The organism is Amycolatopsis sp. (assembly GCF_035276945.1).
Taxonomy (GTDB): domain Bacteria; phylum Actinomycetota; class Actinomycetes; order Mycobacteriales; family Pseudonocardiaceae; genus Amycolatopsis_E.
The window spans coordinates 1-13,802 of sequence record NZ_DATELF010000140.1; the positions used below are offsets into that span (position 1 = coordinate 1).

Consider the following 13,802-nt stretch of genomic DNA (forward strand, 5'->3'; position numbering starts at 1 on the left):
GCCCGGCGCCGACCGGGCGACGTGACCGCCGGCCCCGCGGTCGCGGGAGCCGTGCCGGCGAGGGTGACGGCGGTCGACGGGTGCCGGTCGGCCACTTCAGTGCGTGCGATCGGCATTTCTCGCGCGTAAAGGGCGGAACCAGCCGAAATCGCGACCGGTATCGCCGCCAGGCACGGCATGATCGCGACTACCAGGGACCGGCTTCGACGCGATTCTCACGCCGCGACAAAGGGGTTCCGGCCCGGCAGGTTCAGGCGCCACCGTCGTCTGAACCATCCCGCCCCACGCATCCGAGACCTCCGCCCTGATTGGTTCCCCGCGGACCCTCACGGGAAACCGGCCGCTTCGGTTCGGACTCGCGGCCGGCGCAAGTGGCTCAGACCACCGGTGATCGCGAGAACGCGGGCACGTTCAGATCGGCACGGACGATGGCGACCGGGCAGGGAGCGTGCCGCGCCAGGCGCTGGCTGGTCGAGCCCAGCAGCAGCCCGGTCACCTCGCCGTGCCCGCGGCTGCCCACCACGATCAACCGCGCGTGCTTCCCGAACTCCAGCAGCACCGGGCCCGGCTTACCCCGCACCACCAAGGGGTCCACCTCCACCGTGGGGAACTTTTCCCGCCAGGGCAGGAGTTGCTCGGCCAGCGCGCGGCGCTCCTCCTCGTGCACCGTGGCGGTGTCCGCCAGGAACTGCTCCCAGGTCCGCACGACGGTCAACGGGGCACCGGTCAGCGCCGCCTCCGCGAACGCGAAGGCCAGCACCGTCGCGGCCGACGGAGACACGTCGGCGCCGACCAGCATGGGACCGCGCTCGGCCGCCGCGCCGCGCACCACGACGAGCGGGCACCGCCCGTGGATCGCCAGCGTGAGCCCGATCGAGCCGACCAGAAGGCCCCCGGCCGCGCTCAGCTGGCCCGCACCGAGCACGGCCAGGCCGGCACGACGGCATTCGTCGAGCAGGACGACCCGCGGGTCGCCGACGCGCAGCTCGGTTTCCAGCCGCACGCCCCGGCGTGCCTCCACCGCCGCCTCGCCGGCCCGCCCGAGGAGTTCGGCGCCATATCTCCGCATTTCGGCGCGCACCCGCGCGTCGGTCAGTTCGAGCTCGGGAAAGTCGTGTCCGGCCGCCCAGCAGGCGTGGACGAGCCGCAGCGGCACCGCCCGGCGGGCCGCCTCGCGCGCGGCCCAGCGCACCGCGTCCAGCGCGGAGGCGGTGCCGTCCACCCCCACCAGAACCTGGTCAGCCATCCGTCCAGCCTTGCCAGTGCACCGGCCGGAACACGAGGGTACGAAGTCCCCAATTCGGTTGCCTGTCTTCGGTGGGCGCGTGATGCTTGGCGGAGGGAACGAGGAGGAAGCGGAAATGTTCACCGCGGTCCAGGGCGCGCGGGTGGCGATCAGGATGTGGGCCGACCCGGATTCGGTCGAGGACGCCGCGATGCGGCAGCTGCACAACGTGGCGAACCTGCCGTGGGTGCACGGGCTGGCCGTGATGCCGGACGTGCACTACGGCAAGGGCGCCACGGTCGGCAGCGTGATCGCCATGCGGGAGGCGGTGTCCCCGGCGGCGGTCGGGGTCGACATCGGGTGCGGCATGAGTGCGGTGCGCACCTCGCTGACCGCGTCCGACCTCCCGGACGATCTCGGGAAGCTGCGCCGGCGGATCGAGTCGGCCGTGCCGGTCGGGTTCGCCATGCACCGGACTCCGGTCAGCCCGGCGAAGGTGCCCGGCCTCGGCGGCTGGGACGCGTTCTGGGCGTCGTTCGGCCATCTGCACGAGGGTGTGCGGAACCTGCGTGACCGGGCACGGGCCCAGCTGGGCAGCCTCGGCGGCGGCAACCACTTCATCGAGGTGTGCCTCGAACAGGGCGGCCCCGACGCCGGGCGGGTCTGGCTGATGCTGCACTCCGGTTCCCGGGGCATCGGCAACGAGCTGGCCAAGCGGCACATCGACGTGGCGCGGCGCCTGCCGCACAACGCCGACCTGCCCGACAGGGACCTTGCCGTGTTCGTCGCCGGGACCCCGGAGATGGCGGCCTACCGGCGCGACCTGTTCTGGGCGCAGGAGTACGCGGCCCGGAACCGGGCGACGATGGTCGCCCTGGTCCGGCGCGCCGTGGCCGAGACCGTGCCCGGGGTGCGGTTCGACGAGCCGATCTCCTGTCACCACAACTACGTGGCCGAAGAGACCTACGACGGCGTCGACGTGCTGGTGACCCGCAAGGGCGCGATCCGGGCGGGCTCGGGCGACCTCGGCGTCATCCCCGGCAGCATGGGCACCGGCTCGTACATCGTCCGCGGCCTCGGCAACGAGCGGTCCTTCCACTCGGCGTCCCACGGCGCCGGCCGGCGGATGTCGCGCACCAAGGCCCGCAGGACGTTCACCGAGGCGGACCTCGCGGCCCAGACCGCGGGCGTCGAGTGCCGCAAGGACGCGGGCGTGGTCGACGAGATTCCGGCGGCGTACAAGGACATCGAGTCGGTCATCGCCGCCCAGACCGACCTGGTCGAGGTGGTCGCCCACCTCAAGCAGGTCATCTGCGTCAAGGGATAGCCAGGCCCCGCCACGCGAGTCCCCCACTCGCGCACCGCGAGTTCCACGTTCGCGCACCGCGAGGTCTCCGTTCCCGCACCGCGAGGTCTCCGTTCCCGCTGTGCGAGTGAAGAACTCGCACAGCGGGAACGTGGGACTCGCGGCGACCCAGAAAGTCCTTAGTGGACGGTAGGGCCGTGGATGCCGGTGAGGGCGAAGAACTCCTGACGGGACCGGGCGTCCGCGCGCAGGGTGCCGAGCAGCGTCGACGTGACGGTGTTGGAGCCGGTGGCCTTGACCCCGCGCAGGGTCATGCAGGTGTGCTCGGCTTCGATGACGACCCCGACGCCCTTGGGTAAGAGGTGCTCGCGCAACCAGTCGGCGATCTGCTTGGTGAGCCGTTCCTGTACCTGTGGCCGGCAGGCGAAGTGCTCGACGATCCGGGCCAGCTTCGACAGCCCGAGGATGCGCTCGCCGGGCAGGTAACCGACGTGCGCGACGCCGACGAAGGGCAGCAGGTGGTGCTCACAGACCGAGCGGACGGGAATCGAACGCGCCAGCACGAGCTCGTCGTAGCCCTCGTCGTTGGGGAAGGTGGTGAGGTCGAACGGCCGGGGCGCGAACAACTCGGCGTAGGCCTCCGCCATCCGCCTCGGCGTGCCGCGCAGGCTCTCCGAGTCGAGCGGGATCCCCAGTGCGGTGAGGAACTTCGACGCGGCCACCTCGGCGGCGTCCAGGTCGGGTCCGGTCTCCGGCTGGTGGACCACGCGCAGCGCGGACGAAGAGTGCATCCTCACACCTTTCCAGAAAAGACCAACAGATCTTGGTCTTATTAGACCTGTTGGTCAAGATGCCCCGGCAGGCGGGATGCCCAGGAGGTCAAACCCATGACCGTAGGCGATACTGTGAGTGCTGTGGGTGTTGATGAGACAGCGGTCAGGGCGGTGGCGGCACTGGACGACGACCTGCGGCGCGGGATGTACGCCTTCGCGCGCGGGGCGGGACGGCCGGTCACCCGGGACGAGGCCGCGGCGGCGGTGGGGATCTCGCGCAAGCTGGCCGCGTTTCATCTGGACAAGCTCGTGGACGCCGGGCTGCTGCGCTGCCGCACGGCGCCCACCGGTGGCACGCACAAGGTGGGGCGGCGGCCGAAGGTCTACGAACCCTCCGGCGCGGACATCCACATCAGCATCCCCGTCCGCCGGCTCGACGCCCTCGCCGACATCCTGCTCCACGCCGTACTCGCCACCGGCGAACCCGGCCACGAAGCCGCCATCCGCGTCGCCACCGAACGCGGTGCCGTGCTGGGCGAGGCCGCTCGCGCCGCCACCCGGGCCGGCCGGCTGGGCCCCGAGCGCGCCCTCACGATCGCCGAAACCGTGCTCACCGCGTACGGGTTCGAACCCACGCGGCCCACCCCCACCTGCCTGCGCCTGCGCAACTGCCCGTTCCAGCCGCTGACCGGGCACGCCCCCGGCTTCGTCTGCGCCCTCAACCAGGCCTTCCTCACCGGGGTCCTCGCCAGCCTGCACTCCCCCACGGTCCAGGCACGCCGCACCGTGGAGGAAGGCGGATGTTGCGTCGAACTCAGTGCACCAGGAGGGTCCGCTCGGCGGAGTTGAGCGCTTCGCGCAGTTCGGTCCGGGACAGGAAATGCGCTCCGCACTCGCAGTGCGCCGGAAGCGCGTCGTCGGCGTGCTGATCCCCTTCCAGCAGGTCCACGAACTCCGTGCGCTGGCCGCGGGGACCGTGTGCGGTGTCGACGAAGTCGCGGTTGCCGTGGGCCCGCAAGCCGACCACCGAAGAGAACACCGGTCCCGCTTCCGTCGCGTAGATCGTGGCGACGTGGTGGCTGGCCGAACAGCGGATCCGCAGCACCACGTGGTTACGGCGGGCCGCGCCGAGCGCACAGACAGCCTGCTGCGCGACGCTCCGCCTCTGGCTGGGAGTGAGATACCTTCCGCTCATACGACCGATCGTTGGCTCCTGAACGACGGCGGGCAAGAGGAGAAGGTAACCCGGGTTATCCCGAGTGGACGGTGAGCATGCCGTCCGGATCGCGGCCGATCCGGGTTCCGAAGGGCCCGCAAGCGTGCTCCAGCACTGTCCGCAGCCATTCGGCGTCGGCCTCACCGGCGTGCTCCAAGCTCATCTTCCGTGCCCGCATCGGTGCCATGCGCAGCGAGATCAGCGCACCCGCGGGATCGAAACCGGCGAAATACAGCAGACGGAGGTCGTCCCGGAACGCTTCGTAGCCCCGGATGCCTTCGTAGTCGTTGACGAGGTCTCCACAGCCGTAGAGGATCAACTTGCCTTGGTACACCTCGATCGGGCGCGGGTGGTGGGAGGAGTGCCCGTACACAATGTCCACTCCGGCGTCGGCAAGCCGGTGCGCGAAGCGAATCTGACCCGCTTCGACGTCGTATCCCCAGTTCGACCCCCAGTGCAGGGACACGACCGCGAGGTCACCGGGACGCTTCGCCGCCACCACGCCTTCGGCGATTTCCGTGGCGCGGCTGCTGGACAGGTCGGGGACGAACCGCACGCCCGGCCGACGGGCGGTCGCCGCCCAGCGCCGGGGCACTCCGCTGGACTCCAGCGCGCCGGCCGTGACCACCACGTTCCGTCCACTGTGGATCTTCACGGTCACCGCACGGGCCGCGTCCGAGCCATCACGGCCCGCGCCCGCCGTCCGCAGTCCGGACGAGGCGAGTGCGTCGAGGGTGTCTTCGAGACCGCGGAGCCCGAAGTCGAGGACGTGATTGTTGGCCAGGACGCACACGTCCGGATGGATCGCGGTCAGGAAGCCGAGATTCGCGGGATTCATCCGGTAGTGCACGCCCTTGCCCGGCGCGAAATCGCCGTCGGCGGTGACGCTGGTCTCCAGGTTGAGCAGGCGGGCGTCGGGGGCCAGTTCCTCGAGCACCGCGTTCGCCGCTCCCCACGGCCAGGAAAAGCCGGCCGGACGCGGAATGGGCCCGCTGACCCGTTCCGCCAGGGTCACGTAGGTCCGGGCGTCCCGGACACCGCGTTCGACGAGTGCGGGATCGCCGGGATTCGGCAGGATCTGGTCGACACCGCGGCCGGGCATCACGTCGCCGCACAGGAAGACCGTGTGGTGCACAAAGAAATGGTCGCACGCCCCGGAGCCGGGCGAGGCCATCGGCCGAGCCGATGCGCATTCCCAACGTGGCGGCGAATCCCAGCGAATCCAGCGAATCCCCGGCCACCAACGAAAAAACCACCGACCGAGATGGTCGGCGGCTTTCCGCGCGTACCCCCGATGGGATTCGAACCCACGCTACCGGCGTGAGAGGCCGGCGTCCTAGGCCGCTAGACGACGGGGGCTTGCCTTGTTGCGAGGAAAAACTTACCAGAGCAAGATTTCCGCTTCGCAGCTGGGGTACCAGGACTCGAACCTAGACTAACAGAGCCAGAATCTGTCGTGCTGCCAATTACACCATACCCCAACGGTTGGCCGACCCGGTTCACGATCCGGACCAGCACCGCCGGAAGAAAATACTAGACCATGGCCGCCAAGCCCCGGAAACCGGGGGCGGATGATCAACGCTGGGCCGGTACCCCGATCCTCGCGAACTCGCTGACCAGCAGCTGAGGGAGCTCGTCGAGGCCCCCGATGACGTGGACGCCCTCCGGGACGTCGGAACCGGAGTACCCCCGGTCGAGCCAGATGCCCTCCAGGCCGGCGTCCCGCGCGCCGACCGCGTCGGTGTGGAGTTTGTCACCCACATGCGCGGCCTCGGACGGACTACAGCCGAGGTTGGCGCAGACCGAGTGGAACATCACCGGATCGGGTTTGGCGACCCCCAGTTCGCCCGCGATCGCGACGTGATCGAAGAACCGTGCCAGCCCGAGGTCGGCCAGCTTGGCGCGCTGGTGGGCGCCGGAGGCATTGGTCACGGCGGCCAGCAGCACATCGGTCGCGCGCAACCAGTCGAGACAGGGCAGGACATCCTGGAACAGCCGCCATGACCGCCGGACGAGTTCCTTGCGGCGGCTCTCGAACGCGGCCACGTCCTCGGCGTCCAGGACGATGCCCAGCTCGTCGAGAAAGCACTGGGTGCGTCTCAGGTGGGCGGCGGCGTAGTCGAGCTCACCGGACACCACCAGGGCGGTGTGGCGGTCGGTGATGCGATCCCAGAGCGGCCAGAGGTCGCCCCGGCCGAGCAGGGTGGCGAGCGCCCGCCTGCCGGCCGCGGTGAAGTCGATCAACGTGTCGTCGATGTCGAGGCACACCAAGCGCAGGCTGGGCGGCGTCCACGGGTCGGCGGGGGCACCGACCAGGGTGTCGGGGGCAGTCGTGCACGTGCGCGCGAAATCCACCCGCCGAGGCTAGGCGACGGAGCGTCTCAGCGATTCGACCGACAAGGTGATTGGCCGGTTCGATTCTTCCTCGTGATCCTCTACTGTCAGTTGCCCGGCAGTGCGCGCAGGAGCCGGTCGAGTGAAATCTGCCTGCCGAGCAACTCCATCGACTCGTACAGTGGTGGTGAAACGGTCCGTCCGGTGATCGCAACGCGTATCGGCGCGAAAGCCTTGCGTGGCTTGAGTCCCAGCCCCTCCACAAGGGAGTCCTTGAGCGCCTGCTCGATCGACGGCGCCTCCCACCGTTCCACCGCTCGCAACGCTTCGATCGCGGCGCGCAACACCGGCTCGGCGTCCGGGCCGAGCGTCTTGGTGGCGGCGTCCTCCTCCGGCACGAAGGCCGCCTCGTCCACGAACAGGAACCGCAGCAGCGCGGAGGCGTCCGACAGCACCGTCACCCGCTCCTGCACCAGCGGCGCGATCGCGCGCAGTTTCGCCAGTTGTTTTTCGCTCGGCTGCCCGGGCAGCACCCCGGACGCGGTGAGGTAGGGCACGACACGGGCGGCGAAGTCGTCGGGCTTGAGCGCCCGCAGGTGTGTGCCGTTGATCGCCTCGGCCTTCTTCGGGTCGAACCGCGCCGGGTTGGCGCTCACCTTCGTGATTTCGAAGGCTTCGACCAGTTCGTCCACACTGAACACGTCCCGGTCGTCCGCGATGGACCAGCCGAGCAGCGCGAGGTAGTTGAGCAGGCCCTCGGGGACGAACCCGCGGTCACGGTAGTTGAACAGGTTCGACTGAGGGTCCCGTTTGGACAGTTTCCGGTTGCCCTCGCCCATCACGTAGGGCAGGTGCCCGAATTCGGGGGTGAAGTCGGTGACACCAATTCGTTGCAGCGCCTGGTAAAGAGCGAGCTGCCGGGGCGTGGACGGGAGCAGGTCCTCGCCGCGCAGCACATGCGTGACGCGCATCAGCGCGTCGTCCACGGGGTTGGTCAGCGTGTACAGCGGGTCGCCGTTCGCGCGCACCAGCACGGGGTCGGGAATCGTGCCCGCGGGGAAACTGATCTCACCGCGCACCAGGTCGGTCCAGCCGAGGTCGGTACCGGGCATCCGCAGCCGCAGCACCGGGGATCGGCCCTCGGCGCGGAACGCGGCGCGCTGCTCGGCGGTGAGGTCGCGGTCGAAGTTGTCGTAGCCCAGCTTCGGGTCCTGCCCGGCGGCGGTGCGGCGGGCTTCGACCTCTTCGTTGGTCGAGTACGCCTCGTACAGCTCGCCGGCTTCGAGCAGGCGGGCGGCGATGTCCGCGTAGATCTCGCGACGCAGGCTCTGCCGGTACGGGCCGTGCTCGCCGCCGACGTCCGGGCCCTCGTCCCAGTCGATGCCGAGCCAGCGCAGCGCTTCCAGCAACTGCTGGTAGGACTCCTCGGAGTCCCGCGCGGCATCCGTGTCCTCGATGCGGAACACCAGGGTGCCGCCGTGATGCCGGGCGAAGGCCCAGTTGAACAGGGCCGTGCGGACCAGCCCGACGTGCGGGGTTCCGGTCGGCGAAGGACAGAAGCGGGCGCGCACTGCTCTCTCAGTCATAGCGCGGTCAGCCTATCCCGCTTGACGGGCGCCGCACGCTGGGCCATCCTGGATTTATTCAACGGACGATGAAAAGAGGTGACCGGCCATGACGGAGCGAACGGACTGCGTGGTCGTGGGAGGCGGGCCGGCGGGGATGGTGCTGGGGCTGCTCCTGGCCAGGGCCGGCGTCGAGGTGACGGTGCTGGAGAAGCACGGTGACTTCCTGCGTGACTTCCGGGGCGACACCGTGCACCCGTCGACTCTGCTGCTGCTCGACGAACTGGGCCTCGGCGAGAAGTTCGCCGCGCTCCCGCAGGCCAGCAGGCTCTACGAGGTGGTCTTCCCCACCCCGCGCGGGAACGTCAAGGTCGCCGACCTCCGGCGGCTGAAGACGCCGCACCCCTACGTCGCGATGGTGCCGCAGTGGGATCTGCTCGACCTGCTCGCCGAAGCCGGCAAGGCGGAGCCGACCTTCCGGTTGCGGATGAACACCGAGGTGACCGGCCTGGTCGCGGAGTCAGGGCAAGTGGCGGGAGTGCGGTACCGCACGGCCGACGGGGAAATCGGGGAGTTGCGGGCGAACCTGGTCGTCGGCTGCGACGGCCGCTGGTCGGTGGTCCGCGCGCTGGCCGGCCTGCGGTCGCGCGAGTACCCGGTGCCGATGGACGCCTGGTGGTTCCGGCTGCCCCGCGAAGGCGACGAGCGGCCGATGCTCAGGCCCGGCTTGGCCAACGGGCACATCGCGGTCGTCATCCCGCGCAAGGGCTATTTCCAGATCGCCTACCTGGCGCCGAAGGGCATCGACCCGCAACTGCGCGCGGAGGGCATCGAGGCCTTCCGCGAGCGCGTCGCCGCGGCCCTGCCGGAGTTCACCGACCGCGTCGGCCGGCTCGAGTCGATGGACGACGTCAAGCACCTCGACGTCCGGCTGAGCCTGTTGCGGCGCTGGCACACCGACGGCCTGCTGTGCATCGGCGACGCCGCGCACGCGATGTCACCGATCGGCGGGGTGGGCATCAACCTGGCGGTGCAGGACGCCGTGGCGACCGCGCGGCTACTGGCCGGCCCGCTTCGCCGCGGCCGGGTCACCACCGGGGACCTCGCGAAGGTGCACCGGCGCCGGTGGCTGCCGACGGTGCTGGTCCAGGGAATCCAGCGGGCCATGCACCGGGGTTTCGTGGCGCCGACGCTGGCGGGGAAGCGAACCGGGCCGCCGAAGGTTTTCACGCTCCTGACCCGCGTCCCCGGCCTCGCGACGATCCCGGCCTACCTGATCGGCATCGGCTTCCTTCCCGAGCGCGCCCCGGACTTCGCCCGGCGGTGAGACCTAGCTAGGCGTTCTGGGCGGGGTTGGTGAGCGTGCCGATGCCCTCGATGGTGATGGAGACCTGCTGCCCGTCGGTGATCGGGCCGACGCCCGCCGGGGTGCCGGTGAGGATCACGTCGCCGGGCAGGAGGGTCATCACGCCGGAGATGAACTCGATCAGCTGCGGGATCTTGTGGATCAGCAGCGAAGTGCGCGAGTCCTGCCTGACCTCGCCCCCGACCTCGGTCCGCAGCGCCAGGTCGGCGGGGTCGAGCGAGGTCTCGATCCACGGGCCCAGCGGGCAGAAGGTGTCGAACCCCTTCGCCCTCCCCCACTGGCCGTCGGCCTTCTGCAGGTCACGGGCGGTCACGTCATTGGCGATCGTGTAGCCGAGCACGAAGTCCAGCGCGCGGGACGCGGAAATCCTGCGCAGCGGCTGGGCGCCCACCACCACGGCCAGTTCGCCCTCGAAGTCCACGCGCTCCGACACGGCGGGCAGCTTGATCGCGGCGTTCGGGCCGATCACACTCGTCGACGGCTTGAGGAAGATCATCGGCGAACCGGGCACCTCGTTGCCGAACTCGGCGGCGTGCTCGGCGTAGTTACGGCCGACCGCGACCACCTTCGTCGGCAGGATCGGCGCGAGCAGCCGGACGTCGGCCAGCGGCCAGCGTTTCCCGGTGAAGTTCGGCCTGCCGAACGGGTGTTCGGCGATCTCCAGGACTTCGGCGTCGCTCCCCTCGCCCTCGATCGCGGCGAAGGCGACACCACCGGCATGAGCAATCCGAGCTAGGCGCACGGCGCCCACTTTAGTGCGCGAGCAGGTGAAGATCACGAGCGGCGTCTCGCGGACGTGACCGGAACGCCGGTGGCGGTTCGTGCTGGGCGCGCCGGCACTGGTCGAGGGCACCGGCACGGCCTGGGCGCGCGGGTCGCGGGGGATTCCGCGACCCGTTCGTCCACAGTGGACTTTTGGCCCGCGACGGTACGCACGGCCGGGCGCCGGTGCCCTTTGGTTCAGACGCGGAGGCTCTTGTAGACCAAGGCGTCGCACAGGGCCAGCCAGCTGGCCTCGACGATATTGCCGTGCACGCCGACCGTGGTCCACTCCCGCTCGCCGTCGCTGGACTCGATCAGTACCCGGGTCACCGCGTCCGTACCAGAGTGGCTGGCTTCTTGCGCGACACCCGCCCCCGGGGTCAAAATGCGGACCTTGTAGTCGGCCAGCTCCACCCGGTCCAGCCAGGCCAGGTGCGGGCTGAGCGCCTTGCGCAGCGCGGCGTCCAGCGCGTGCACCGGGCCGTTGCCCTCCGCCGTGGCGATCACGCGCTCGCCGCCGACGTGCACCTTCACCGTCCCCTCGGACACCACCTCGCCGTCGGCGCGGTGGTCGAGCACCACCCGGTAGGACTCCAAAGTGAACGGTGCCTCGACCGGGCCACCGACCTCCTTGCGCAGCAACAGTTCCAGCGAGGCGTCCGCGGCCTCGAAGGACCAGCCCCCCGCCTCCAGCAGCTTCACCTTGTTCACCGCGCTGGTGAGTGCCTCGGGCTGACCGGCGAGGTCGACCCCGAGCTCACGTCCCTTGAGTTCGAGGCTGGCCCTGCCGGCCATTTCGGTGACCAGGACCCGCATGTCATTGCCGACGGCGGCGGGATCGATGTGGTTGTACAACAACGGATCCACCTTGATCGCGCTCGCGTGCAGTCCCGCCTTGTGGGCGAAGGCCGACGCCCCGACGTAGGCCTGGTGGGTGTCGGGGGCGATGTTCGCGATTTCGGCAAGGGCATGGGAGACGCGGGTCAGCTCGGCGGCCCCGCCGGTGGGCAGCACCTGCATGCCGAGCTTGGTCACCAGGTTTCCCGTCACGGCGAACAGGTCGGCGTTGCCGGCCCGTTCCCCGTAACCGTTCGCGGTGCACTGCACGTGCGTCGCGCCGACCTGAACCGCGGCGACGCTGTTGGCCACCGCGCAGGACGTGTCGTCCTGGCAGTGGATGCCGAGCCGGAAACCGGTGCGGTCCTTGACGCCCCGGACGGTTTCGGCGAGCCCAAGCGGGAGCTGGCCGCCGTTGGTGTCGCACAGCACGACGACGTCGGCGCCGGCGTGCGCGGCCGCGTCGAGCACCCGCAGCGCGGTGTCGGGATCGTAGGCGTAACCGTCGAAAAAGTGCTCTGCGTCCAGGAACACCCGGCGCCCCTCGCCCACCAGGAAGGACACCGTGTCCGCGACCATCGCGCACGCCTCGGCCACGTCCACCCGCAGCGCGCGCTCGATGTGCCGGCGATCGGACTTGGCCACCAGCGTCACCACCGGAGCCTGCGCCGCGAGCAGGGCGCGGACCTGCGGGTCCTTCTCCGCCGTGGTGCCCGCCTTGCGCGTCGAGCCGAACGCGACGAGCACGGCGTGCTTGAGGATCAGCTCACCCGCCGCGGCCCTGGCGAAGAACTCGGTGTCCTTTGGCAGCGCGCCCGGCCAGCCCCCCTCGATGAACCCGACACCCAGCTCGTCGAGGAGCCGGGCGACCGCCAGTTTGTCGGCTACGGAGTACGAGATCCCCTCCCGCTGGGCCCCGTCGCGGAGCGTTGTGTCGTAGAGATGGAATTCATCGCCGAGCGGGGTATCCGCGGGCTCCGTGCGGGTCACGTTCTTCTCCTTGTGCGGGGGCTGGGGGCTGCACTCCCAGGGGCGGGGTCTGGTGTCCGGACAAACAAAAAACCTCCCGCAAGGGTGCGAGAGGTTTGCGCGCCGTGTGTCCGCTGGCGGACTACCCGGCGCGCCTGCCGATAATGATCACGGCGAAAGAAGCCATGCGGGCATCATGCCACACCGGGCCGTCCCCGCGGGGGCCACCCTCCCGAACAGGGTGGCCCCACGGAAGACACCTCAGCCGACCGAACGGGCGTTGGAGGAGACCAGGGCGGCCAGGCGGTCGCCGATCGCGTACGTGGAGCCCGGGTTCGCCTGGTCGCGGGTCGCCAGGTCGAAGGCCACCGAAGCCTCGATCCGGCGGGCGGCCTCACGCTGGCCGAGGTGGTCGAGCAGCAGCGAAACCGACAGCACGGCGGCGGTCGGGTCGGCCAGGCCCTGGCCCGCGATGTCCGGGGCGCTGCCGTGCACCGGCTCGAACATGCTCGGGTTGCGGCGGGTGATGTCGAGGTTGCCGCTGGCGGCGAGCCCGATGCCGCCGGTCACCGCGGCCGCGAGGTCGGTGATGATGTCGCCGAACAGGTTGTCGGTGACGATCACGTCGAACCGGCCGGGGTCGGTCACCAGGTGGATGGTCGCGGCGTCCACGTGCGAGTAGGCGACGGTGACCTCGGGGTGCTCGAGGGAGACCTCCTCGACGATGCGGGACCACAGCGAGCCCGCGTGCAGGAGCACGTTCGTCTTGTGCACCAGGGTGAGGTGCTTGCGGGGCCGCTCCTCGGCCCGGTTGAAGGCGTCCGCGACCACGCGCCGGATGCCGAACGCGGTGTTGATGCTGACCTCGGTCGCGATCTCGTGTTCGGTGTCCTTGCGGAGCAGGCCGCCGTTGCCCGCGTACGGTCCCTCGGTGCCCTCCCGCACCACGATCATGTCGATCTCGGCCGCGCTGTCGGCCAGGGGCCCCCGCACCCCGGGGTAGAGCCGCGCCGGGCGCAGGTTCACGTGGTGGTCCAGCTCGAACCGCAGGCGCAGCAGCAGGCCCCGCTCCAGGATGCCGCTGGGCACGGTCGGGTCGCCGACCGCGCCGAGCAGGATCGCGTCGTGCTGGCGCAGTTCGCCGAGCACGGATTCCGGCAGCAGTTCACCGGTCGCGTGCCAGCGGGCGGCACCGAGGTCGTAGGTCGCCGTTTCCACGGACGGTGCGACCTCGCCGAGTACCTTGAGCGCCTCGGTGATCACTTCGGGTCCGATCCCGTCTCCTGGGATCACCGCGAGCCGCATTCCAGACACCTCCGTCGACCAGTGCAGGGGGGCTTCCCAGCCCCGTCCGCACGAAAACTCCAGCGACGGCAGGTTACCGGCCGTCGCCAATGGACCGAAGCGGCACCACCCGGATGACTGAATTTCCCGAGAGGTGGGACACTC

General features: G+C 70.2%; 12 protein-coding genes and 2 tRNA genes. 3 read left to right on the forward strand and 11 right to left on the reverse strand.

Going from position 1 to position 13,802, the window contains the following annotated elements; all coding sequences use genetic code 11:
• Window positions 1-376: 376 nt before the first annotated feature.
• The gene (locus VJT49_RS24450; RefSeq protein WP_324167251.1) at window positions 377-1,246 is read right to left on the reverse strand and encodes a universal stress protein; all 870 of its coding nucleotides are present in this window, start codon (window positions 1,244-1,246) and stop codon (window positions 377-379) included.
• A 115-nt stretch (window positions 1,247-1,361) separates the two neighbouring features.
• On the opposite strand from VJT49_RS24450, the gene VJT49_RS24455 reads away from it, so the two are divergent.
• Complete coding sequence (locus VJT49_RS24455) at window positions 1,362-2,552, forward strand: RtcB family protein (RefSeq protein WP_324167252.1); 1,191 nt, start codon at window positions 1,362-1,364, stop codon at window positions 2,550-2,552.
• A gap of 158 nt (window positions 2,553-2,710) precedes the next feature.
• Here VJT49_RS24455 and folE read toward each other — a convergent pair whose 3' ends face one another.
• Window positions 2,711-3,322, reverse strand: a complete 612-nt coding sequence (gene folE, locus VJT49_RS24460) for a GTP cyclohydrolase I FolE (RefSeq protein ID WP_324167253.1) — start codon at window positions 3,320-3,322, stop codon at window positions 2,711-2,713.
• Between the two features lie 186 nt (window positions 3,323-3,508).
• Here folE and VJT49_RS24465 point away from each other — a divergent pair, with 186 nt between their 5' ends.
• On the forward strand, window positions 3,509-4,153 hold the full coding sequence (locus tag VJT49_RS24465; RefSeq protein ID WP_324167279.1) for a transcriptional regulator: 645 nt from the start codon (window positions 3,509-3,511) through the stop codon (window positions 4,151-4,153).
• Here the strand turns inward: VJT49_RS24465 and VJT49_RS24470 are convergent.
• The 6 genes from VJT49_RS24470 to gltX form a co-directional block, all read right to left on the reverse strand.
• The gene (locus VJT49_RS24470; RefSeq protein WP_324167254.1) at window positions 4,119-4,499 is read right to left on the reverse strand and encodes a hypothetical protein; all 381 of its coding nucleotides are present in this window, start codon (window positions 4,497-4,499) and stop codon (window positions 4,119-4,121) included. The two genes, VJT49_RS24465 and VJT49_RS24470, sit on opposite strands and share 35 nt — an antisense overlap.
• Before the next feature lie 55 nt (window positions 4,500-4,554).
• Window positions 4,555-5,655 carry a CapA family protein gene (locus VJT49_RS24475; protein ID WP_324167255.1) on the reverse strand — a complete coding sequence of 367 codons (1,101 nt, stop codon included), beginning with the start codon at window positions 5,653-5,655 and terminating at the stop codon, window positions 4,555-4,557.
• A gap of 151 nt (window positions 5,656-5,806) precedes the next feature.
• Window positions 5,807-5,879, reverse strand: a tRNA-Glu gene (locus VJT49_RS24480).
• Between the two features lie 50 nt (window positions 5,880-5,929).
• Window positions 5,930-6,001, reverse strand: a tRNA-Gln gene (locus VJT49_RS24485).
• A gap of 94 nt (window positions 6,002-6,095) precedes the next feature.
• Window positions 6,096-6,788 carry an HAD family hydrolase gene (locus tag VJT49_RS24490; protein ID WP_324167280.1) on the reverse strand — a complete coding sequence of 231 codons (693 nt, stop codon included), beginning with the start codon at window positions 6,786-6,788 and terminating at the stop codon, window positions 6,096-6,098.
• A 173-nt stretch (window positions 6,789-6,961) separates the two neighbouring features.
• The gene (gene gltX / locus VJT49_RS24495; RefSeq protein ID WP_324167256.1) at window positions 6,962-8,440 is read right to left on the reverse strand and encodes a glutamate--tRNA ligase; all 1,479 of its coding nucleotides are present in this window, start codon (window positions 8,438-8,440) and stop codon (window positions 6,962-6,964) included.
• Window positions 8,441-8,528: 88 nt separating this feature from the next.
• Here gltX and VJT49_RS24500 point away from each other — a divergent pair, with 88 nt between their 5' ends.
• Window positions 8,529-9,746, forward strand: coding sequence for an FAD-dependent oxidoreductase (locus VJT49_RS24500; protein WP_324167257.1), 1,218 nt, complete (start codon window positions 8,529-8,531; stop codon window positions 9,744-9,746).
• Between the two features lie 7 nt (window positions 9,747-9,753).
• Here VJT49_RS24500 and VJT49_RS24505 read toward each other — a convergent pair whose 3' ends face one another.
• The 3 genes from VJT49_RS24505 to VJT49_RS24515 all read right to left on the reverse strand — a co-directional run bounded on the left by VJT49_RS24505 (window position 9,754) and on the right by VJT49_RS24515 (window position 13,658).
• Entirely contained in the window at window positions 9,754-10,527 is a 774-nt protein-coding gene (locus VJT49_RS24505) for a fumarylacetoacetate hydrolase family protein (RefSeq protein WP_324167258.1), read from the reverse strand.
• Between the two features lie 218 nt (window positions 10,528-10,745).
• Entirely contained in the window at window positions 10,746-12,374 is a 1,629-nt protein-coding gene (gene cimA, locus VJT49_RS24510) for a citramalate synthase (protein WP_324167259.1), read from the reverse strand.
• 240 nt (window positions 12,375-12,614) lie between these two features.
• The gene (locus VJT49_RS24515) at window positions 12,615-13,658 is read right to left on the reverse strand and encodes a 3-isopropylmalate dehydrogenase (protein ID WP_324167260.1); all 1,044 of its coding nucleotides are present in this window, start codon (window positions 13,656-13,658) and stop codon (window positions 12,615-12,617) included.
• Between the last annotated feature and the right edge of the window lie 144 nt (window positions 13,659-13,802).